At 30.8% G+C, this 23,098-nt stretch carries 26 protein-coding genes and 1 pseudogene; 3 read left to right on the top strand and 24 right to left on the bottom strand.

The genetic code is table 11. The features are described from left to right. Window positions 1-49: 49 nt before the first annotated feature. The 12 genes from B5E79_RS06325 to B5E79_RS06275 all read right to left on the bottom strand — a co-directional run bounded on the left by B5E79_RS06325 (window position 50) and on the right by B5E79_RS06275 (window position 10,487). Window positions 50-532 carry a GNAT family N-acetyltransferase gene (locus B5E79_RS06325; protein WP_087297378.1) on the bottom strand — a complete coding sequence of 161 codons (483 nt, stop codon included), beginning with the start codon at window positions 530-532 and terminating at the stop codon, window positions 50-52. Window positions 533-597: 65 nt separating this feature from the next. Continuing rightward, window positions 598-1,062: an AAA family ATPase gene (locus B5E79_RS13660; RefSeq protein ID WP_206393139.1), complete on the bottom strand. Its 465-nt coding sequence runs from the start codon at window positions 1,060-1,062 to the stop codon at window positions 598-600. Window positions 1,063-1,077: 15 nt separating this feature from the next. Then, window positions 1,078-1,413 (bottom strand): AAA family ATPase, encoded by a 336-nt coding sequence (locus B5E79_RS13655; RefSeq protein WP_206393138.1) that lies wholly within the window; start codon window positions 1,411-1,413, stop codon window positions 1,078-1,080. Window positions 1,414-1,454: 41 nt separating this feature from the next. After that, window positions 1,455-1,646 (bottom strand): hypothetical protein, encoded by a 192-nt coding sequence (locus B5E79_RS06315; RefSeq protein WP_087297377.1) that lies wholly within the window; start codon window positions 1,644-1,646, stop codon window positions 1,455-1,457. A 42-nt stretch (window positions 1,647-1,688) separates the two neighbouring features. After that, window positions 1,689-2,171: an ABC transporter permease gene (locus tag B5E79_RS06310; RefSeq protein WP_087297376.1), complete on the bottom strand. Its 483-nt coding sequence runs from the start codon at window positions 2,169-2,171 to the stop codon at window positions 1,689-1,691. Window positions 2,172-2,197: 26 nt separating this feature from the next. Further along, window positions 2,198-3,166, bottom strand: coding sequence for an alpha/beta hydrolase (locus B5E79_RS06305; RefSeq protein ID WP_087297375.1), 969 nt, complete (start codon window positions 3,164-3,166; stop codon window positions 2,198-2,200). 26 nt (window positions 3,167-3,192) lie between these two features. Beyond that, window positions 3,193-3,738, bottom strand: a complete 546-nt coding sequence (locus B5E79_RS06300; protein ID WP_022356404.1) for a DUF7010 family protein — start codon at window positions 3,736-3,738, stop codon at window positions 3,193-3,195. A 146-nt stretch (window positions 3,739-3,884) separates the two neighbouring features. Beyond that, the gene (gene carB, locus B5E79_RS06295; RefSeq protein WP_087297374.1) at window positions 3,885-7,103 is read right to left on the bottom strand and encodes a carbamoyl-phosphate synthase large subunit; all 3,219 of its coding nucleotides are present in this window, start codon (window positions 7,101-7,103) and stop codon (window positions 3,885-3,887) included. Between the two features lie 230 nt (window positions 7,104-7,333). Further along, window positions 7,334-8,536, bottom strand: a complete 1,203-nt coding sequence (gene ilvA / locus B5E79_RS06290; protein ID WP_087297373.1) for a threonine ammonia-lyase — start codon at window positions 8,534-8,536, stop codon at window positions 7,334-7,336. A 116-nt stretch (window positions 8,537-8,652) separates the two neighbouring features. Then, window positions 8,653-9,165 carry a metallophosphoesterase gene (locus B5E79_RS06285; protein WP_087297372.1) on the bottom strand — a complete coding sequence of 171 codons (513 nt, stop codon included), beginning with the start codon at window positions 9,163-9,165 and terminating at the stop codon, window positions 8,653-8,655. A 330-nt stretch (window positions 9,166-9,495) separates the two neighbouring features. After that, on the bottom strand, window positions 9,496-9,669 hold the full coding sequence (locus B5E79_RS06280; protein ID WP_087297371.1) for a DUF4250 domain-containing protein: 174 nt from the start codon (window positions 9,667-9,669) through the stop codon (window positions 9,496-9,498). Then, entirely contained in the window at window positions 9,669-10,487 is an 819-nt protein-coding gene (locus B5E79_RS06275) for a Cof-type HAD-IIB family hydrolase (protein WP_087297370.1), read from the bottom strand. The genes B5E79_RS06280 and B5E79_RS06275 overlap by 1 nt, the downstream gene beginning before the upstream one ends. A gap of 124 nt (window positions 10,488-10,611) precedes the next feature. Here B5E79_RS06275 and B5E79_RS06270 point away from each other — a divergent pair, with 124 nt between their 5' ends. Further along, on the top strand, window positions 10,612-11,586 hold the full coding sequence (locus tag B5E79_RS06270; protein WP_087297369.1) for a hypothetical protein: 975 nt from the start codon (window positions 10,612-10,614) through the stop codon (window positions 11,584-11,586). Here B5E79_RS06270 and B5E79_RS14025 read toward each other — a convergent pair. The 6 genes from B5E79_RS14025 to ispF form a co-directional block, all read right to left on the bottom strand. Further along, on the bottom strand, window positions 11,579-11,908 hold the full coding sequence (locus tag B5E79_RS14025) for a UTRA domain-containing protein (RefSeq protein ID WP_479684568.1): 330 nt from the start codon (window positions 11,906-11,908) through the stop codon (window positions 11,579-11,581). The genes B5E79_RS06270 and B5E79_RS14025 overlap by 8 nt on opposite strands. A gap of 287 nt (window positions 11,909-12,195) precedes the next feature. After that, window positions 12,196-12,639: a DUF188 domain-containing protein gene (locus tag B5E79_RS06260; protein ID WP_087297367.1), complete on the bottom strand. Its 444-nt coding sequence runs from the start codon at window positions 12,637-12,639 to the stop codon at window positions 12,196-12,198. Next, window positions 12,636-13,205 carry a rhomboid family intramembrane serine protease gene (locus tag B5E79_RS06255; RefSeq protein ID WP_087244777.1) on the bottom strand — a complete coding sequence of 190 codons (570 nt, stop codon included), beginning with the start codon at window positions 13,203-13,205 and terminating at the stop codon, window positions 12,636-12,638. Before B5E79_RS06255 ends, B5E79_RS06260 begins: the two co-directional genes overlap by 4 nt. Beyond that, the gene (locus B5E79_RS06250; RefSeq protein ID WP_087244778.1) at window positions 13,195-13,992 is read right to left on the bottom strand and encodes a DUF5011 domain-containing protein; all 798 of its coding nucleotides are present in this window, start codon (window positions 13,990-13,992) and stop codon (window positions 13,195-13,197) included. The genes B5E79_RS06255 and B5E79_RS06250 overlap by 11 nt, the downstream gene beginning before the upstream one ends. Window positions 13,993-14,075: 83 nt before the next feature. Further along, the gene (gene gltX, locus B5E79_RS06245; protein WP_087297366.1) at window positions 14,076-15,506 is read right to left on the bottom strand and encodes a glutamate--tRNA ligase; all 1,431 of its coding nucleotides are present in this window, start codon (window positions 15,504-15,506) and stop codon (window positions 14,076-14,078) included. Window positions 15,507-15,511: 5 nt separating this feature from the next. Then, the gene (gene ispF / locus B5E79_RS06240) at window positions 15,512-15,991 is read right to left on the bottom strand and encodes a 2-C-methyl-D-erythritol 2,4-cyclodiphosphate synthase (RefSeq protein ID WP_087244780.1); all 480 of its coding nucleotides are present in this window, start codon (window positions 15,989-15,991) and stop codon (window positions 15,512-15,514) included. A gap of 132 nt (window positions 15,992-16,123) precedes the next feature. Here ispF and B5E79_RS06235 point away from each other — a divergent pair, with 132 nt between their 5' ends. Continuing rightward, window positions 16,124-17,794, top strand: a complete 1,671-nt coding sequence (locus B5E79_RS06235) for a glutamine--tRNA ligase/YqeY domain fusion protein (RefSeq protein WP_087244781.1) — start codon at window positions 16,124-16,126, stop codon at window positions 17,792-17,794. Between the two features lie 8 nt (window positions 17,795-17,802). On the opposite strand, the gene B5E79_RS06230 is transcribed toward B5E79_RS06235, so the two are convergent. Both B5E79_RS06230 and B5E79_RS06225 read right to left on the bottom strand, forming a co-directional pair. Beyond that, window positions 17,803-18,429, bottom strand: coding sequence for a GTP pyrophosphokinase (locus tag B5E79_RS06230; protein WP_087297365.1), 627 nt, complete (start codon window positions 18,427-18,429; stop codon window positions 17,803-17,805). Window positions 18,430-18,507: 78 nt separating this feature from the next. Continuing rightward, on the bottom strand, window positions 18,508-19,539 hold the full coding sequence (locus tag B5E79_RS06225) for a MerR family transcriptional regulator (protein ID WP_087297364.1): 1,032 nt from the start codon (window positions 19,537-19,539) through the stop codon (window positions 18,508-18,510). A gap of 145 nt (window positions 19,540-19,684) precedes the next feature. Here B5E79_RS06225 and B5E79_RS06220 point away from each other — a divergent pair, with 145 nt between their 5' ends. Beyond that, window positions 19,685-19,984 carry a PTS sugar transporter subunit IIB gene (locus tag B5E79_RS06220; protein ID WP_087245342.1) on the top strand — a complete coding sequence of 100 codons (300 nt, stop codon included), beginning with the start codon at window positions 19,685-19,687 and terminating at the stop codon, window positions 19,982-19,984. Here B5E79_RS06220 and B5E79_RS06215 read toward each other — a convergent pair. From B5E79_RS06215 to B5E79_RS06200, 4 genes and pseudogenes are all read right to left on the bottom strand, one after another. Then, on the bottom strand, window positions 19,979-20,974 hold the full coding sequence (locus tag B5E79_RS06215; protein WP_087297363.1) for a Gfo/Idh/MocA family protein: 996 nt from the start codon (window positions 20,972-20,974) through the stop codon (window positions 19,979-19,981). The genes B5E79_RS06220 and B5E79_RS06215 overlap by 6 nt on opposite strands. Window positions 20,975-20,977: 3 nt before the next feature. After that, window positions 20,978-21,709, bottom strand: a complete 732-nt coding sequence (locus B5E79_RS06210; protein ID WP_087297362.1) for a class I SAM-dependent methyltransferase — start codon at window positions 21,707-21,709, stop codon at window positions 20,978-20,980. Window positions 21,710-21,804: 95 nt separating this feature from the next. Next, window positions 21,805-22,420, bottom strand: a pseudogene (locus B5E79_RS06205) (CatB-related O-acetyltransferase). 24 nt (window positions 22,421-22,444) lie between these two features. Then, a complete protein-coding gene (locus tag B5E79_RS06200) occupies window positions 22,445-23,098 on the bottom strand; it encodes an HAD family hydrolase (protein WP_087245316.1) in 654 nt (217 codons plus the stop codon).

The raw sequence follows: 23,098 nt of genomic DNA, 5'->3' as shown, positions 1-23,098 counted from the left end.
ACCAGAATTGAAATCAATCATGTACCTCATTCTCAAGTCTTACTTATTATCATAATTTTAAAACTGCAACTATTTCTTCGCCATCCATTTCACCATTCTCTATAAAGTCAAATTTTGAATAAAGTCTTTTTGCATTTATATTTTCAGGTTCATAAGATAAATAGCAATATTCTGCCTTACCACACGGAAATGTCCTAATAAACTCTAAAGCTAAACGAATGGCTTCTTTTCCATATCCATTGCCTTGATATTTTTCATCAATCATCAATCGCCAGATACTATAGTTACCATAAGCTATCTGTGGTGGGTTATCAAAAGATTCATCTACATCATAACCTATCATCAAGAAACCAACAGGAATTTCATCTTCAAAAATACCAAATGGAAAAGCGTGTCCATTTCCTGTTATCGATATATATGCTTCTATGATACTCAAATCATTAGGTGCAACAAACGATTCTTGTTCCTTACTCACATGTAGCTTTAGTATATCCCATATATTTTTCGCATTTATTTTTTCAATTCTAATCACAATATCACTTCTCCTTAAATTACTATTTATCAACTTAGAAATCAATATTTCGTATAGAAAAAGATTTATTCAAATTCTTTTTCATGTTCTTTAAAAAAATTGTAAAAATATCTCATATTTTCTAAATCACTCCATTTCATAATGGCATATTCTTTTGAATCAAGATTATATATTTTCGCATCCAGAGTTCCTAACATAAAAGGTGAATGTGTTGCGATAATAAATTGACACTGAAACCATCTTGCCATATTATTAATTTCTTTTGCTAATGCGACTTGATTAGCAGGAGAAAGAGATACTTCTGGTTCATCTAATAAATATAACGCATCAGGTTGCAAAAAATCATCAAAATATTGCATAGATGTTTCCCCATTAGAATATTTTTCTTGGGCAAACATGATATATTCCATCTGTCTAGCACCTTCTTTTGACTCCAAATATTTTCTTGCTTCTTCTTTCGTCATCCCCTTTTTTACATAGTCATATAACATTCCATCTGATAATACTTGTTTTTGTTGAATTTTCTTCACCTTATATAAAATATCTTAACTTTTGATATAGCAACTATTCTCTGGCAAACATTTAATCTTATGACCAAGTTCATCTTCACCCAGACAATAAGAACATTTAAAGCAAAATTCATTGTAGTAATCTTTTATACCATATGAATTACTCGTAGCATTTTCTTTACCTTTTAACCTCAATTTATTAGCGATGATATTAAGTAATGTCGATTTACCAGAACCATTATTTCCATAAAAAACTGTTATTGGAGTAAATACGAAAGGCTCTATATCTTTATTTCTAAAAACATTATAAGGATAGATATGAGGATTAGATATTTGTGAATCACTCAATTGAAAACTTCTTAAATATATCATGAATAAAGAATCACCCTTTCTTTTCTAAATTAGGTTTTTTATCATTTTTGTTTTCCAAAATATTCTAATAAGTTAGATATTCCTGAAATTATCCAAAATATCGCTATTATAATTAAGACAATTCTCCATCCTTTAGAAACTTCTGCAATAAAAATAAAAGTATATAAAGCAAATATACTTAATAACAGGCAAATTATTGTTGTAATTACTTTTATTTTTTTACGTTTATCCATAATGAAACACCTCCATAAATTAGGATTTACTTATATCTATTCCTATAAAAGTGTCAATATATATCCGTCTATCAGAGCAATTAGCAGATACATAATAAAGGCTCTGATAAACGCTTCTATATGCTTTTTCGGATTTTGATACAATTCCTTTTCTGGTATTTTTCTTAAACGAACACGCTTTGTATTCCGCCACCATAAAAGGTCTACAATAAATAAGTCAAAGATATTCAATCCCTGTCCTATAATACATAAACAAAGAAAATTATGTGTGAAGCCATTTTCTTTGATAAACAACCCTAATATAAATAGTACGAACAGAAATAACAGAAAATTGGATATAAATGTAACCACTTTATTGCTTTCCTTAAATTTTCCTTGATATTCTGCAATACTCTTTATTCGATTTTGCACTTCATCTGGATAAGATGAATAGCTTTTTAAATTTTTGTTATCTGTACCTGTTCCCCAAAAACATATTAGAAAAAACGCAATACATAAAATTACGGTTTCGATTATTATAATCATTCTGTTTCACTCCAAATTTCAATTTGTTATTGTAAATTGTTTATAAATTTTATACTTTCATCATATATTTTTTGATATTCAATATTATGAACATAATGAGAACATTCCAAAATTTTATATTCTCCATTTTGCTTACTATTTATATAATCAATAATAAAGTTTCTCCATTGTTCTTTTGCATATCCTGTCCCATCTCCATTAGATATAAAAAATAACATAGGTACATTAGTAATATCAATACTTTCTAATTTTTTAGCATTTTCTTTTATTTGTTTTGTTTCATTTAGCATCGAAGTTGTTGCTGTTCTTCTATAAAAAACAATTCTATACAACTTTTTTTCTTCATCTGTTAAATTTCCATCTTTAATTGCAGAAGAAGAATTAACAATAGATGGTATAAATCTAGTAAGTCCTATATCTGCTCCAAATTTAGCTAAAGAAAGGAGCATATTATTTATTTTCATATTCTCGTATGCTTTAGGGACTGATGGATCTAATCCCACTATTCCTTTTATTTCATCTGGATATTTATTTGCCCAATATAATGCTTCAATTCCAGACATAGAATGAGGAAATAAAATATATCTATTGTTTTTTATACCTGCTTTATTCAATGATTCTCTTGTTTCAAATAAAATTGTATCTATATCTCTATCAATATCACTTATATCACTAAAACCATAACCTGCTTTTTCTACTACTGCTATTTGATAATCATTTTCAAATAATGAATATAGTGTTTTAAAATCAAGTGTAGGTGAACAAGTTCCTCCTCCAGACATAAATACTAATGTTGTATCACTATTGGAATTTCCACTTACATAAACATTTATATTATGATTATTAACTTCAACAATTTTACCAGTTGTTTTAAAAAATTTATCTTCTTTTTTTAATTTTATTTTATGATTAACGAAACTTATTATCATCAACAATACTATAAGGAAAATAATAACTTCAATTATAATTATACTAATTTTTAAAAATTTATTCATAGATATTCTCACTTTCAAATTCTAATTTATTGGACATAATCATTTACTATTCTCTTATTTTCAAATGATAACAGGACACTAAATATTATTTCTATCAGTATCATCATTATTGCAAGAGTATAATTAGCAAAATTTAAACCAACTATCAAAGATAATATTGGAATAATTATTGACAATACCATATATGTTTTTGAATTATATAACCAACTGTATGGCAATAAATGTGCTCCGAATATCATAGCAATAACCATTAGCATTTTATCCGGCAATGTAGGATAAATCCACATTGCTATTAAAAGGTATATCATTTGATTTGCAGAAAATAGTATTCCTAAGTAGTTTAATGGATTACTTTTATCTTGAAATTGTATTTTTAATATTTTAGAAATTAAAAAAGCTATAGGTAATAATGGTGCAGTGCAACAAAATGTCAATAGATTTTTTGTTAATATAGGTAAATCTGTTAATTGTACGATTAAAACCATAATCCATATTACTACTGATGCAATGATAAAATGAATACCTTTCTTTTGCTTTTGGGCACAATCTTTTTTCAAATCTTTCAAGTTCATTTTTTAGCTCTCCTCAATAAATTCCAATTTGTCTACTTCTGTATGTTTATTATACCAGTAACTATTATCCACAACAACGATATCCTTCTATTCAACTATTTTTAACCAAAAAAAAGAGAATAGATAACTCCATTCTCTCATTGATTTTATTGAATTTCACTATGGTATTCTTGTAAAGATTTGACTGCATGGCTACCATGAATCTTCATTTCCATAATTCCTTCTAATGCAGCTTTAGCAGCAGCGATGTTTGTCATATATGGAATTCTCATCTTAATAGCTGTTTTTCTGATATAGCTATCATCATGAGCACTTTGTTTACCATGAGGTGTATTGATCACCATAGCAAGTTCACCATTTGTAAGGGCATCTGTAATGTTTGGACGTCCTTCATTTAATTTCTTAATTTTTTCAACTGGTACACCTGCTTCTTGAATTAAAGCGTATGTATTTCCTGTTGCTACAATTGTAAATCCTGCATCATAGTATCCTTTTGCAAGAGAGACAACTTGTGGTTTGTCCATATCGTTAACACTGATTAATACTTTTCCTTCAGTTGGTAAGATTGTTTGTGTCGCTTCTTCAGCTTTATAGATAGCTGCTCCAAATGAACTTCCTAATCCTAACACTTCTCCTGTTGATCTCATTTCTGGTCCTAAGATTGGGTCAACTTCTGGGAACATATTGAATGGGAATACAGCTTGTTTAACACCAACATGTGGGATTTTCTTTTCAGTTAATTTTGGTACTGGTGATTCTCTACCAGTTAATTCCATTGTCACAATATCAGTTGCAATTTTCACCATATTAACATTACATACTTTTGATACTAAAGGTACTGTACGTGAAGCTCTTGGGTTGGCTTCAAGAACATAAACTTTATCATCAGCAATCGCATATTGCATGTTCATAAGTCCACGAACATTCATTTCTTTCGCGATTTTCTTTGTATATTCTTTGATTGTTTCTAAATGTCTCATTGGAATATGTTTAGAAGGTAAGATACATGCTGAATCTCCAGAGTGAATACCTGCTAATTCAATATGTTCCATAACAGCTGGAACGAAAACATTTGTTCCATCACTAATAGCATCTGCTTCACATTCCATTGCATTATTTAAGAATCTGTCAATTAAGATTGGACGATCTGGTGTCACACCAACGGCCGCAGCCATATATTGTTTTAAGCTGTCATCATCATAAACAACTTCCATTCCACGTCCACCTAAGACATAAGAAGGTCTTACCATTAATGGATAACCAATTCTTTTAGCGATTTCTAAAGCTTCTTCAACATTGACAGCCATTCCTGATTCTGGCATAGGAATTTCTAATTTTTCCATCATTTCATTGAATAAATCTCTATCTTCTGCCATATCAATTGTTTCAGGTGTTGTTCCTAAAATATGCACACCATTGGCTTTTAATTGAGAAGCTAAGTTTAATGGTGTCTGTCCACCAAATTGAGCAATCACACCAACTGGTTTTTCCTTATCATGAATACTTAAAACATCTTCTAATGTTAATGGTTCAAAATATAATTTATCAGAAGTATCATAATCAGTAGAGACTGTTTCTGGATTACAGTTGACAATAATTGTTTCAAATCCTAATTTCTTTAAAGCAAGTGAAGCATGAACACAGCAATAGTCAAATTCAATACCCTGACCAATTCTGTTTGGTCCTCCACCTAAAATCATAATCTTTTTCTTATCATGATGAATATCACTATGATCTTTGGCATTATATGTAGAATAGTAATATGCACTATCTTTTGTACCACTGACATGAACTGGTTCCCAAGCTTGAGTAATACCATTTTCAATTCTTTCATTTCTGATACTATCTTCAGAAACATTTAAAATCTGACTTAAATATTTATCTGAGAAACCATCTTGTTTTGCTTGTCTTAAAACATCTACTGGCAACTCTTTCCCTGCATATGATTTTAACATTTCTTCTTCATCAACTAATTCTTTCATTTGTTCAATGAAATAATGTTTAATACTTGTTAATTCATATAATTCTTCAACAGTTGCTCCTTTTCTTAAAGCTTCATACATGATGAATTGTCTTTGACTTGTAGGAACTGTTAATTTTTCTAATAATTGTTCTTTTGTTAATTCATTGAAATTCTTTGCATATCCTAAACCATATTGACCAATTTCAAGAGAACGAATCGCTTTTTGGAAAGCTTCTTTATAAGTCTTACCAATACTCATAACTTCCCCAACAGCTTTCATCTGTGTTCCTAGTTTATCTTGTGCACCTTTGAATTTTTCAAAAGCCCATCTTGCAAATTTAATAACAACATAGTCACCATCTGGTACATATTTATCTAAAGTCCCATATTTTCCACATGGAATTTCATCTAAAGTTAAACCAGCAGCTAACATAGCTGAAACAAGGGCAATAGGGAAACCTGTTGCTTTTGAAGCCAAAGCACTAGAACGTGAAGTTCTTGGGTTAATTTCAATAACAACAATTCTATCTGTTTTTGGATCATGTGCAAACTGAACGTTTGTTCCACCAATAACACCAATTGATTCTACAATTCTAAAAGCCTGATCTTTTAAACGATCTTGAACATCTTGAGAAATTGTCAACATTGGCGCACTACAGAAAGAATCTCCAGTATGAACACCTAATGGATCAATGTTTTCAATAAAACATACAGTAATCATATTGTTTTTAGCATCTCTGACAACTTCTACTTCTAATTCTTCCCATCCAAGAATAGATTCTTCAATCAAACATTCATGAACAAGACTTGCCTGTAAACCACGAGAAACAACTGTTTTTAATTCTTCAACATTATAAACAAGTCCTCCTCCGGCACCACCCATTGTATAAGCAGGTCTCACAACAACAGGATAACCTAATTTATCAGCAATCGCTAAAGCTTCCTCAACTGTATTCGCAATTTCACTTCTTGCCATATCAATACCAAGTTCATTCATGGCTTTTTTGAATTCCAAACGGTCTTCACCACGTTCAATTGCATCAACCTGCACACCTAGAACTTTGACATTGTATTTATCTAAAACTCCAGCATTATGTAATTCAGCACATAAGTTTAATGCTGATTGTCCACCTAAGTTAGGCAATAAGGCATCTGGTCTTTCTTTTTCAATAATTTGTGTTAATCTTTTCAAATTCAATGGTTCAATATAAGTCACATCAGCAGTTTCTGGATCTGTCATGATTGTCGCTGGATTAGAATTGACTAAGACAATCTTGTATCCTAAACTTCTCAATGCTTTACATGCCTGTGTTCCTGAATAGTCAAATTCACAAGCCTGACCAATAATAATAGGTCCTGAACCAATAACTAATACTGTGTTTACATCTTCTCTTTTTGGCATATCTTTTCCTCCTTATCCATAAAAAAGACATATCAAATCAAATGATATGTCCTATAACAAATATAAAAAATAAGAAAAAGAAGACTCTGGAGAAACAGCTATTTGATTCGTTGTTTTTAAACCAAAATCCATCATTTTTCTCATTCCTTTCCTTATCCTTAATAAGTATATATTTTTGTATTTATACATTCAAGAAAATGATAAATAATAATCAAAAAGATAATATATTATCAATTTATTCTTGTGATTTCATATCCCTCTTTGGCAAATGTATCTATAATTCTTTGTATATGCTTTTCTCCATTGGTTTCACAAGTGACACGTAATTCCACTTCAGAAAAACGTGCAAAGTTCTTAAACTGGTTATGTTCCACACCAATAACATTCGCATTACATTGAGCTAAAACATGAGATACATATTCAAGTTCACCAGGTTTATCTAATAACTGTACAGTAAATGTAAAGACACGACCTCTAGCAATCAATCCCTTATTAATCATTGAAGAAATTGTTAAAACATCAATATTTCCACCACTAATCAATGATACCACTTTTTTATTCTTTTCATTTAATTTCTTTAATGCTGCAAGAGATAAAATACCTGAATTTTCAGCGATCAGTTTATGTTTTTCCACAAGCAATAAGAACGCATCCATCAATTCATAATCAGAAACCGTAATAATACCATCCACATATTCTTTAATATAATCAAAAGTCATATCACCAATTTCTTTAACGGCTGTCCCATCAGCAATTGTATTGGCTTCTTTTAAAGCCACAACCTGATCTTCATTAATAGCTGCTAAAGCACTGGCAGCACCTTCTGGTTCTACTCCAATAATCTTGATTGTTGGCTTGATTTGTTTGGCAGCACAGGCAATACCTGAAATCAATCCACCACCACCAATTGGCACTAAGATAATATCTGCTTCAGGCAATTCTTCAAGTATTTCTAACGCAATTGTTCCTTGCCCTTCAATAACATCTTCATCATTAAATGGATGCACAAATGTATATCCATGTTCCTTTTGTAAATCACAAGCTTTCTGATAGGCTTCATCATAAACTTCACCAGCCAAAACAACCTCAGCCCCATGTGCTTCTGTTGCTTCTACTTTAATTAATGGTGTATGTTGAGGCATTACAATTGTGGCCTTGACACCTAATTTAGAAGCTGCGTATGCCACCCCTTGTGCATGATTACCAGCTGAAGAAGCAATTAAACCTTTAGCTTTCGCTTCATCATCCATTTTGACAATCTTATTATAAGCCCCTCTTATTTTAAAAGCACCTGTTCTCTGTAAGTTCTCAGGTTTAATATAAACCTGATTTTTACATTCCTTTGAAAAAGCTTCACTATATATTAAGGGAGTAGGAATAATGACTTCATCAACTCTCTTTTTGGCTTCTTGAAAATGCTTTAAATCTAACATATTGAATCTCCCTCTCTTTCATATATTTTCAACATTATAACATAACTCATTATAGATTTGAATTGATTTTTTTCATATTCATAAATACTATACTTATGATTTAGTTAAATACAAATTTATATATGAAAGAAATTATAAATTTCATCAATACTTACAGGTCTATATTCATGCGCATCCACACCAACATCATATCTATAAATACCTTCTTCTCTCATTTTTAAATTATAACTCCTATCATTATGTTGATGTCCATGTAAATGAATAGAACCTCTAAAAGAATGATTCCACTCTAAAAAAGGATAATGTGATAAAACAAGAAATTTCTTTTGATACTTTAGTTCTTTATAATCACAGACTTCTTCAAACAAACATTCATCATACTTTTTATCATGATTCCCTTTTACTAATATTTTTCTTCCATTTAACTTTGAAATGATCTGATTAGCTTCATCTAAAGACAATTTCATTGTTAAATCTCCTAAGATATAGATAAAATCATTCTTTTTTACAAACTGATTCCAGTTTTGTATCAATGTTCTATTCATCTCATCAACATCTTGAAATGGTCTATTGCATAAACGCAGAGCATTTTGATGTCCTAAATGTAAATCACTTGTAAAATAAATCATTTGATCACCTCCATGACAATAAAAGGTATAGTTGATAAACCATACCTTTACGATAACACACCTTTCATGACATGTTAATATTTTATAAAGATTTTTCTGATATAAAAAGTCATATGAATAAGATACTATACTTATTTCCAATCTAAAATTAGTTTAATTCCCATAAAAAAACACAATTATCAATAAACCTTATAATAACAAATGTATTTCAAATGACTTTTGTTATAAAAAGAGTATTCTTTTAAAAAAATAAACCTCTATAATATGAAATGAATCTCGTTATTAGAACACTCAAATAACAAAATTCTTCTCATATTTGTAGAGGCTTTTTTATTTAAATTGATTTAATTGTTCATCGTAGATGTAATCAATCTTTTTTAATGTTTGGATAACTTCATCCTGTGAAACATCCAAATCATCACATAATGATTCTAATGAATCATATTGATCTCTCAGTTTCATATTGATAAGACTTAAAAGCATGGCTGGATCTTTAGGTAACATTAGTATTCAACTCCTTCATAGATTTGTGATAAAACATATGCAATACCATCTTCATTATTTGATTTCGTTACGACTTTTGCACGTTGTTTCACTTCTTCAACTGCATTTTCCATCGCAACGCCAAGTCCTGCATATTCAATCATACTTAAATCGTTATAGCCATCTCCAAAAGCTATGACCTCCTCTTGTTTAATGCCTAAACTCTTAGCTAAACGATCAAGAGAAGCTGCTTTATCTATATTTTTGGCCATCACTTCTAAAAAGAATGGTGCACTACGATAAATACTTAATTCATTTCCAAAAGGCTTTTTAAATCCTTCTTCAATAGAAGCAATATATTCTGGTGTTCCCGTTAATAAAACTTTATGTATAGGATTTTCTAATATATCAATAAAAGATGAAACCTGATATTTTCTTATATCATTAATTTTTGCTTCAATGCAAACATACTCATCGTCAATATCTTCTGTATAGATACTATCATTTTTATATGTCATACAAGCTAAGTTGTATTGTTTAGCTTGTGTATACACCTTTTTAGCTTCTTCAATAGATAATGTTTGTTCATATACTGTTTCCTGATTCGGTACAGTTCCCACTCTGGCACCATTAAAAGAAAGTAAATATCCACCAAATTCATCCAACAATAATTCTTTAGCTTCATGTCTAAGTCCTGCTGTTGGTCTACCTGAAGCCAAAACAATCTTAACTCCCTGTTTTTGAACTTCGATTAAAGCTTCTTTTGTTTTAGCAGTGATTTGATTATCAGAATTCTTTAAAGTCCCATCTAAATCTAATGCGATTAATTTATATTTCATCATAACCTCCTGTTTTTTTACTATCTTATAAAATTTTGTATCATTTGTCTATATTCTATTTTCCAAGATAATCACATATTTTATAAGCATATTTATGGTATAATGACTATCAGGGGGGATAAAAATGAATCTCAAAAACAAATTAAGAAATCAGATGATTATTCTCACAATACTATCATTCTTTATATTTCTCTTTTTCTTCTTGCGTATTAATGTTTATACTTATACACCTATCTTTCGTATAATCTATACAATCGTTTTTATAAGTATCATATTGATACAATGGATCATGTATTTTTCTCAAAATAAAAAAATACCAGCTATTCATGACTGGTTAGAAAACTTTCTTGCCAAACATCCAGATATTCAACATTTGCAATCTTTATCTTACGCTACAATATACGCTCAAAAACGTATCTTCGCCTTATTAGTCTATTATTTCTGTTTAAATATCATGGCTATTGTTTTTTCTTATTATATTATTATGCGTATTATCTTTGATCAGCCTATAAGTATGATTTTCTTGTTGTTTATAGTCTGTTTGTTGATAATTGTATTTGTATATGCATACATCTATACGCATATTGAAAAAACATATTATCAGTCCTATTTATATCAGGATTGTCAACTCTATATTCAAATGACTTATCATCTTTGTTGTATCCCTGTCTTTCAAAAAGCAATCTTGAGTTACAATACACTTATGAATGTTTCATCAGCATTGGGAAGATTGGGTTATCCTCAGGAAGCTTATGATTTTTTACTTATATGGAAACAAAATGCCAAAAGACTTCCTGCCCTCACAAAACTTTATTACTATGAACATTGTATTTCTCACTTAGCAATGCTACAGGATCTTGAAAAGTTTGAGGATGCTTATACAAAGTTTCAAACTCTTTATCAAAGTCATCCTCGTTTACACCAAAGAGAAAATATCAAAACATTAACCTTGATTGTTTCTCTTTATGTCGCTTATATTCATAATCAACCTGAAGAAGTTCTTCAACTCAAAAAACAAATACTATCATCTCATAATAATCTTCCACCTCAAATCAAAACAATTTTTGAATGGGCAGAAAACAAAACACAATTCATTTAATCAACATTATAAAGACTATGAACAAGGACAGACCTTTTACCATACGTATGACGTGAACGAACATATTCAAAAGGAGTCCATTATTTAAATACGTTACTTGTTGTACTTCAAGCATAGGTGTTGTTGGTGTACATTTTAAGTATTCGACTTCCAAGTTGTTTGGTAAATCAGCCCTAATCTTACGATTAGCACCAACAAGCTTGAGTTTAAAATTTTCCTTTATATCATTATAAAACGAAGATAATAAAATCTCTTCTGTTAAATGGGGTATAACTTGAACTGGATCTTTTAAATGTTCTATTAAATAGAGTTCTTTATGCAATAAACGCAGACGAAAACAAATTCCTATAAGAAGACCAAAAAGCGTCCAAATGGACGCTTTTAAGTCGTATTCAAAAAATGAATCATTCAATAAAAATATTTTTTATTTCAATACAAAGAAATGATTTATTACTTACACATCTTCGATACCTCTCTACAATTAAATACTATATAGTGAGTTCATTATATCAAAGCGAATCATCACTTAAATCAAAATACTTAATCAACTACGTCATTAATAATCAATCTATAGTGACTATGTTTTATCATCAAATGAATGAAACATTATCACCTTTTTAACGAAATACTCAAAATAGTTTCTAACTGTTTTAAAAAATAATCCTTATTCTCTTTTGTTGGTTTAGATGGACCTTTGATATGCTTATGACTTTTTCTTTGATGAGCCCCAATATAACGTCTTAATAAAAGCTCATCAATATTCTGTGATGTGATTTTTAGCCCTGAGATATGTAAAACATAAGCGCCTTTTCCTAATGCCAGGGCTGCCAACCCATAGTCTTGAGTAATGAGTAAATCCCCTTTTTTCAAATCAGATAAAATACGCATATCAACACTATCTTTACCAATTTCACATTCTATAACAGGATAAGGAGCATCCTTTAATAAATGGGCATAATCTAAATACACAAACATCTCTATTTGATAGTCTAATGTCAATTGATAAATGTCATTTTTATACATGGCAGCATCGCCATCAACAATCACTCTCATACAATATGTAGTGCCAAAATCAAAACCATAGCGACAATACCACCAATGAGTCCACCAATATGACCTGTTTTAGAAATACGTCTATCCATGAATGTATAAATCAGATTGATAATAATCACAAATGCAAAATCATTTAACACACTCATAAATGGACCACCTAAAATATATCCTAAAGCAATGATGGCTCCAAAAAATCCAAAAACAACACCACTGGCTCCAATCGTTAAAGTCTGATAATAACGTGATGAAATTTGTGATGCACTATAACTTAATAATGAACTTAATATCATGGATATAATAACCAGATACAAGTAAGGAACTGTTCCTAGACAAGCCTCTAGAAAATGTCCTACCTGATATAATGCATATGCATTCATTAAAAAGTGAAAGAATTCTACATGTATAAAGTGACATGTTATAAAACGCCAATATTGATGACGTTCTTGAATATAAGGAGGATAAAATCCTCCTAATTTTAATGCACAACTCCATTTATCATCATGTTGTATAAACTGAATATATATAAATATAACTGCACAAATTAATACATAAATATTAGTTATCATCTTCTACCTCTATAACTGTAATTGTTCTTACGACTTGTGTCGTATTTCCATCTTTATCACTAACCGTATACATAATCTCATAGATTCCTGGTACTTGATTATCAACATGTCCATCGACAATCAGACGTGATGTAATATCTCCTTCAATATCATCTGTCGCATAAACACCATCATATAAATCCACACTCTCTCCAACATGAATTTCAAGGTTTTCAATACCTTTAATTGTTGGTGCAATAGCATTTTTTTCTACAACAACCTTGACTCTTAAAGAACTTGACTGGTTGCCATGCTGATCTTCTACAATGATACGTTCAATCTGTGTTCCTTCAATTTCAAAAGATTTTGTTTCACTCTTTTTACCACTTTTTTCATCATAGAAATAAACCTTTGTAAGTGAATGGTCTTCAACATTTTCAATCAAGTCTTCAGCTTGAAGTGTTTCACCTAACTGAACATGCCATTCTACTTTCTTTAATTGAAACTTAGGTTTAATTGTATCTTCTACCACAATCTCAAAATATTGTGTTTCATTAAAATAAGTAATAGATGCCTGATATGTTCCAACTTCCTTTGAAACATGTGATAAATCTAATTTCACATTTTCTAAGACTGAATGATTCGCATTGACATATTCACTAACATCTGTAGGAATAACTTGTCCATATTGAAATGTAAAAACATTTCTTTTTAATTTAATTGGGGAAATTGTTAATGCTAAATAAATTAATATTGTATCAACAAGAATAAAAAAGGTTAAAATTGAAACAATAATTTTATTCTGCATAGTATACACCCCCTATTAAATATTATATCACTAAAATATGAAATTTTTGTGTCTAATGCTTTTTCTTTTGAAAAAAGAAGGGATTACCCTTCTAATCTTGATAAAACTTTTGTTTTTCCAAGCAAAGCAATTGATTTTGTTAAATCTGGTCCATGCATAATACCAGTCGTTGCAATACGAATTGGCATATATAACATCTTTCCTTTTGCTTTTGCTCCTTTTTGTGTTGCCTTGATACATGCAAAGATATGATCTGCATCAAATTCTTCATCTGACAATTGTTCTAAATGTGATTTAAACACTGCTAATGTATTTGGAATAGATTCATCCTGCATAAATTCTTGAGCTTCTTCACTGATCTGCATGTCATCTTCAAAGAATAATGCAACCTGTTCAACAATTTCTTCACCATAACTGATATGATCACGATGAACATCAATTAACTGTCTGATCCATTCATCACTCTTATCAGATAAATCATAAGCCTTTTGTAAGAATGGTAGACACAAATCAACCAATTCATCTAAAGTTTTTTCTTTTAAATATTGGCTATTCATCCATTTTAATTTATCGTTATCAAAAATAGCCCCTGATTTAGAGATACGATCAACACTAAATGATTGAATCAATTCATCCAATGTAAATAATTCTTTTTCTTCTTTTGGTGACCATCCTAACAATGCAATATAATTCAAAATAGCTTCACTTAAATATCCTTTTGAAATTAAATCCTGATAAGAAGCATCCCCATTACGCTTACTTAATTTATGTGTTTCATCTTTCATCACAGGTGGACAGTGAATATAAACTGGTGGTTCCCATCCAAATGCCTGATATATCAAATTATATTTAGGTGTAGAAGACAAATATTCATTTCCTCTAACAACATGTGTAATATTCATTAAATGATCATCAACAATATTAGCAAAATTATATGTTGGATATCCATCACTCTTTAACAATACACCTTCAGATAATCCTGCATTTTCAACTTCAATATGTCCATAAACTTCATCATCAAAAGAAGTGACTCCTGTACTTGGAATTGTTTGTCTGACAACATATTTTTCACCATTAGCAATTCTTTGTTTTGCTTCTTCTAAAGATAATGATTTACATGGATCAATATATCCTAATTCTTCATGATCAGCATTTTCCTTTTTCGCTTCTTCAATTGTTTCTTCATCACAGAAACAATAATGTGCGCCACCTAATTCTACTAATTTATCAGCATATTCTTTATAAATAGCTAATCTTTGTGATTGAATATAAGGTCCTACATCTCCTGGTTTATCTGGTCCTTCATCATAATGTAAACCTGTCTTATCAAGAACATCATAAATCATATCAACTGCCCCAGCAACTTCTCTTTGCTGGTCTGTATCTTCAATTCTTAAAATGAAATCCCCACCATCATGTTTTGCAATCAAATATTCATACAAAGCTGTTCTTAAATTCCCAATATGCATATAACCTGTTGGACTTGGGGCAAATCTTGTACGTACTTTACTCATTTTCTCTATCCTTCCTTATTTAATAATACAACACTCTGGGCAACAATACCTTCTTTTCTTCCAACAAAGCCCATCTTTTCGCCTCTTGTGGCTTTAATATTAACTTGTGTGATGTCACAATGAAGAACACGAGCAACATTGTCTTTCATCTTGGCAATATGTGGAGCCATTTTAGGTTCTTCACACAAAATTAAGCTATCAATATTTCCAATCTGGTAACCTTCTTTTTTCATCATCTGATACGTATATTCTAATAATAACATGGATGAAATCCCTTTGTATTTAGGGTCTGTATCTGGAAAATGCTTTCCAATATCACCAAGTCCCATAGCACCAATAATACTTTCAATAATCGCATGAAGCAAAACATCCGCATCGCTATGTCCTTTTAAACCTTTTTCGTAAGGAATTTCCACCCCACCTAAGATAAGTGGTCTACCTTCTACTAACTGATGAATATCAATAGATTGTCCAATTCTCATCATACACATCATCCTTTCTGCCCTATTCTAGCACAAATAAGATGAATATACAAAACTATATCTTATGAAACTGTTTTATATTTTCAAAAAATATGGTAAACTAAAGCATATATTGAAACAAGGAAGGTTGGACACATGGATAATAAAGAAGTTATAAGTAAAAATTTTATTGAAAGAATTATAGATAAAGATTTAGAGGAAGGCACATACACAAAAGTTGCTACACGTTTTCCACCTGAACCTAATGGATATTTACATATTGGACATGCGAAGTCTATCTTATTAAATTATGGACTCGCTAAAAAATATAACGGAACTTTTAATCTTCGCTTCGATGATACAAATCCAACAAAAGAAAAGACTGAATTCGTTGACTCTATTGTTAAAGATGTGGAATGGTTAGGTGCTCATTATGATGGTGAAATCAAGTTTGCTTCTGATTATTTTGAAGATATGTATGAAGCTGCAGTAAAGTTAATCAAAAAAGGAAAAGCCTATGTTTGTGATTTAACAGCTGAACAAATCAAAGAATACCGTGGAACATTAACAGAACCAGGAAAAAATTCACCTTATCGTGATCGTAGTATTGAAGAAAACCTTGATTTGTTTGAAAGAATGAAAAATGGTGAATTTGAAGATGGAAGCAAAGTCTTACGCGCTAAAATTGATATGGCTTCACCAAATATCAATATGCGTGATCCGATTATTTATAGAATTGCCAGAATGACACATCATAACACTGGTGATCAATGGTGTATTTATCCAATGTATGATTTTGCTCATCCTATTGAAGATGCGATTGAACATATCACTCATTCTATCTGTACACTTGAATTTGAAGATCACCGTCCTTTATATGATTGGGTTGTCCAAGAACTTGAATATCCTGAACCACCAAAACAGATTGAATTTGCAAAACTTTATTTAACAAATGTCATTACTGGAAAACGTTATATTAAGCGTTTAGTTGATCAGGGTATTGTTGATGGATGGGATGATCCACGATTAGTTACCATTGCTGCTTTAAGAAGAAGAGGATTTACACCTGAATCATTAAAGAATTTCATGGATTTAGTTGGTGTCGCAAAAAGCAATTCATCAGTTGATTATGCAATGCTTGAATATTGTATTCGTGATGATTTAAAACCAAAAGCACCTCGTGTTATGGCTGTTTTAGATCCTATTAAGCTTGTGATTGACAACTACCCAGAAGATCAGGTTGAATACTTAGATGCGCAAGTGAATATGGAAAATCCTGAATTAGGTGTAAAACAAATTCCATTCTGCAAGGAGTTATGGATAGATAGAGATGACTTTATGGAAGAACCACCTAAAAAATATTTCCGTTTATTCCCAGGTAATGAAGTCCGTTTAATGAATGCTTACTTTGTTAAATGTGTAAGTTATGAAAAAGATGAAAATGGAAAAGTGACTGTTGTACATTGTACTTATGATCCAATCACAAAAAATGGAACTGGATTTACAGGTCGTAAAGTCAAAGGAACAATTCATTGGGTACCAGTACCTTTCGCAAAGAAAGTCACTGCCAGATTATATGAAAATCTTGTGGATGAAGAAAAAGGTGTTTACAATGAAGATGGAAGTGTCAATTTAAATCCAAATTCATTAACAGTTGTTGAAAACTGTTATATTGAACCAGCTATTGAAGAGGCAAAACCTGGAGATTCATTCCAGTTTGTAAGAAATGGATATTTCTGTGTTGACACAAAAGATTCTACTGATGATCATCTTGTCTTTAATAGAATTGTCTCTTTAAAAAGTTCATTTAAATTACCAAAGAAATAAGATGGGGGCTACCCATCTTTTTTATGTACTTTCTGATATATTTTTTGCATTTGTAAATCTGTTAATGCCATACGACTGGCACATTGTTGGAGTTCTTCACAAATATCCTGTGATACCTGATCTTTGTTTTTATATAAAATTTCATGTTCTAAACTGGCCCAAAAATCCATTGCAATTGTTCGCATTTGAATTTCGACTGGAAGCTTCATTTTTCCAGATTTCAAATAAACAGGCACCTCTAACACAAGATGCAAAGAGCGATAACCTGTATCTTTAGGATAATCAATATAATTCATTTTCTTTACTAATATAATATCATCATGCATGATTAATAATTGAGAAATATATTGAATATCATTGATATAATGACAAATAACTCTTAAACCAGCAATATCATTTAACTTTTCTAAAGATTGCCTTTCTAAAGGATATTGCTTTCGTTGCAGTTTGTCTATGATGCTTTCAGGAGATTTAATACGTGATTGAATATTATGAATTGGACTATATCCATTTTCACACTTCAATTCACCATCAATACTTTCTAACTTCATTTTCATGACTTTAATAGCCTGTCGATAAGGCTGCATTATTTTCCAAAAAGTCTTATGATCATTCAATTCATCTTTCAAGTCCATAACATCACCCAATCATCATTGTATGTCAGATTATAAAAAGGATTATCATATAAATATGTGAAAAAATAAAACAGAGAATTAACTCTGCTTTATCATATAATCTGTTAAATTAATACCATGTTTCATGGCATATAGAACATGATTTTTATCATTGATATGAGCCACTTTTGCTTCTAGGATTGTCGCAATATATCTGGCATCATCATCTAAAATCATCGGCCAGAAAAAGTAGAATCTTGTCCCATCTTTAAAGAAAAACTCAAAATCAGGAACATAGACTTCATAGGCAATAGGACTTGCTCCCATGACATTCATATATTTACGATTTGCATAAACATTGACTTTTTCAATATCTTCATAACGATAATAATGCATAATCTTTTCATCTTTACCCACTAACACTGCAAAGAAATATTTTAAATTATCCATCATTCCTTTAAATTCATAATAGCGAATACCATCTCTTAAAAATTCTACAGACTGGTCTAAAGAGTTATCTAACATCATGGATGGACCTGTTGCACGATTAGCCACTCCAATCGACACAATGGTTAAAGTGATAAACATCAAAGCAAAAAGAGTCCACCATATCCAAGACTGTTCTATAACAAGCCTTAACCAGATCATGACTGTTCCTGTCAAAAATAATGAATCTAATACTTCATAAATAATTTGTCTTTTAGCCCATGCCTTTGTTAGTTTTCTTCCTAACGATACAGTATTGGTTGTTTTTTGAATACCTAACTTCCAATGATGTGAGGTTTCTTCAATATCCTGTAAAGCTGGAATTAATGGTAAATCTTTATCATGATAGTTATCAATCGTTTTTTTAATTTCTTTCATATTTTCTATTTGATGATCCAAATGAATCTGATTGACTCTTAAACATTCATGAAAATCTAAATGTCCATTAACAATAGCTTTAACATCATCAATAGAAATATTTAATCCTCTTAAAAATTTAATTAATTTTAAGACCTGTAAATCTTCATCACTATAGTTACGATAACCATTATCATCTCTTTGAGGAGTAATAAAACCTTCTTTTTCATAATAACGAATGGTATGTTTACTTAGCCCTAATTCTCTTTCTAAATCACTTGTTTTCATATTATTTCCCTTCTTTCTACTTATATTGAACACTATGGAGTCACTCTACAGTCAAGAGTTTTTTTGATTTGATTGAAGTTTTTTCACTTTTTATAACAATATGATAAAATAGAATTATAAAGAAACATAGAAAGGAGAAAAACTTATGAAAATTTTATTATGTTGTAAAGCAGGTGTGACTTCTAATATGTTTGCCTCTGCCTTAAAAGATGAAGCTTCTAAAAAAGATATGGAAGTTATCATTTGGGCAACTGCAGAAACAATGATTGAATATTCTATTGAACAAGCAGATTTGATACTTGTTACACCACAGCTAAAAAGCTCCGTATCTAAATTTGAGGATCTTGCCAAAGCTGGAACTCCTGTTATTTTGATCAGTGATGAAGATTTTGTTCAATTCAATGCAAAGAAAGTTTTAGAAGAAGCACTTGCCAGTCTTTCATAATGATGACACTTGATCAGCTGGAAAAAGAATTCCAGCTTTTCTTCTGGCTATAGTTTGAACTTTACAAACTGTTAAGCTATGTTTCAACATCTCATAACATCTTTGATAATCTTGATTTTGATACATATCTACAAATGCTTGCATTTCAGCATACATAACATGTTGATGTTGATGATCTGTTTGTATGCTTGTTCCATCATGATTAACCCATTCAACAGTCTTGATAAAACTTGATGGTGTATCCACATAAAAATATCCTTTTTCTCCTTGAATGGTATTGAATGAAGGCGATTGACAATCTTTCGCCCCAATACATACACATTGAAAATGTGGATATTGTAAGACAAGAACACCCGATGTATCAATATGATGTTCAATACAAGGATAATAATGGATATCCTGTGGTTCACCAAATAATCCCACAACAAAATGAATATTATAAATATTGATATCCATCAATGCGCCACCTGATTTGGTATAATCAAATACCGGCAAAATATCTCCTTCAAGAAATTTTTGATAGCGTGATGAGTACTGACAGAAATGACATTGTACAATCTTGATATTTCCTATTTCATGAAGATGATCTTTTATATATTGATAATGAGGTAAATATTGATTTGTAATAGCTTCCCATAAAAACAAATGGTTTTCCATGGCGATTTTTTGAAGAAATAATGCTTCCTGATAAGTCGATGTCATTGGTTTTTCTATAATAACATGTTTATGATGTTGCAAAGCCCTTTTAGCAAATTCAAAATGCAAATGATTGGGTAATGCGATATAGATAGTATCGACATGCCGATCATTTAATAATTGTTCATAATTTGTAGAATAACGTTCAAAACCATATTGTTCTACAATCTGTTTTAGCTTTTCCTCACTTCTTTGAGTTCCTGAAATATGAATGAGCTGAATATCTTTGATTTCATGAATAAAGGAAAGAAATTCACCCACAATCATACCACTTCCTACAATTCCTAGTTTCATTATTTACACCTTTTGTACCGCAATCAACAACATCATAGGTCTACGCATTTCATCTTTCATACCCTCCATATTCATCATTTCTAAAGGTGGTTGAGGTTCAACAACATGTTGAATCATGAAGCCATGTTTCATGAGCGTTTCAAGATACGTTGTCAAAGTACGATGATATTTCACTACTTTTTCTTGTAAAAAGACAGCTTCACGTTGTCCTTCATAAAAATAACGATCAACTGGAAAATGTAAAATATTCCCATTTTCATCGTAATACCAATCCTGATTTCCATAAGATGTGAAAACAGGATGCTCGACTGAAAACACAAAATTTCCACCCTTTGTCAACCAATTGGCAATATGTTGCACCAGTTGTTCATAATCTTTGACATAATGTAGTGCCAATGAACTGAAAACCACATCAAAACTATCAGGTTCTAATGTTAAATCTTCCATAGCGATTTGACGATATTCTATTTGAGGATGTGCATGCTTTTGTTTGGCCGTTTCTAGCATACGTTTAGAAATATCAACACCCAAAACATATTGCGCATGATGTTCCATCGCATATTGACAATGCCACCCATATCCACAGCCTAAATCTAAAACTCTTTTTCCTTGAAAATCTGGCAGTAGCTTTTCAAATTCATGCCACTCACCAGATCCTTGAAGTCCGTAAATAGAACGATACATTTGACTATATTTTTCAAAAAAGACTTCATCATCATATTTATTCTCTTTCATAAATAACCTTCTTTCCCTTTTATCTTAGCATATCCATGAAAAAAAGCATATGTTTTTCACATACGCTTAATGACTTATCTTCTCCCCATATCTTTTTAAAATGATTGAATCTGCTTCTTAACTTCCTCTAAGTCTGAATTGCATAAAATCGGCAAAGCATCTACTAATTGTTCTGGAGGGAGATCCCACCATTTCCACTGTAATAAAAGTTCAATCAATTCATCATCAAATCTTTTTCTAATGAATCGCGCAGGATTACCACCAACAATAGTATAAGGCTTGACATCTTTTGTCACAATACTATGTGCTCCAATAATAGCGCCATCACCAATATGTACACCTGGCATAATGACACAATGTCGCCCAAACCAGACATCATTGGCAATGACTGTATCTCCTTTAAATGGCAACTGGGCTAAATGATCAGGAACTCGTTTTGCCCATTCACCACCCATCACAGCAAATGGATATGTCGACACACTATTGATACGATGATTAGCTGAACCCATAATAAATTGTGTTCCAGAAGCAATCGAACAAAACTTTCCAATAATCAAACGATCGCCAAATTCAGGATAATTAAATAAGATATTCTTTTTTTTCAAAATGAATTGCATCTTCATCATCATAGTAAGTATATTCACCAATTTCAACATGACTTGCTTTCACAACATTTTTAATAAAAAAAAGGACACGACACAAAGTGAGAATAAAGAAAAAAGTCCTTAAAAAGGACTATAAATACTCAAAAACATCTAACAAAGAATCAATACATGTAATATCTGGATCTTCAATGTCTTTATGTCCAATCAGGAAAGCACGCATTCCAACACTTTTCGCTGATTGCATATCTTTGTTGTAACTATCTCCTATATAAACCGCTTCGCTTGCTTTTAATTTTGTTATTTCTAACGCTTTTTCAAACATTTCTTTGGCAGGTTTATAATAATGTGTTGTTTCACTGGAAATAATACCTTTTGGTTTTAATTCCAAATTTTTCATATTTTCTTCTACATACTGTAAATCATTATTCGTAATAATATATATAGGTAAAGGACATTGTTCAAAAAAATCATAAGAATCATCATATGCTGGTGTATGAATCCAATGTTGAACAAGTAAATCACAATAATGCTGACTATCTCCCTGTAAACCTATTTGATCTTTAATGCTTTCAAATGCTTCAAAAGCTATTTCATACTCATTTTTATAATCTTTTCCATTATAATGCATAACTAATTCATCATGTTTCTGATACCACATTTCTCCTAGTTTTTGTGGATCTTTTTCATTTGAATTCTCTACACATTCATCTAATAATTTTGTTAACCATTCACTTGTGTCATATACCAATGTTCCCATATGATCAATGAATATCGCCTTTAACAT

Source organism: Massilimicrobiota sp. An134 (genome assembly GCF_002160815.1).
GTDB lineage: Bacteria > Bacillota_I > Bacilli_A > Erysipelotrichales > Coprobacillaceae > Allocoprobacillus > Allocoprobacillus merdigallinarum.
The sequence above is the reverse complement of the archived record's forward strand: the minus strand, read 5'-3'. Positions and strand labels throughout refer to the sequence as shown.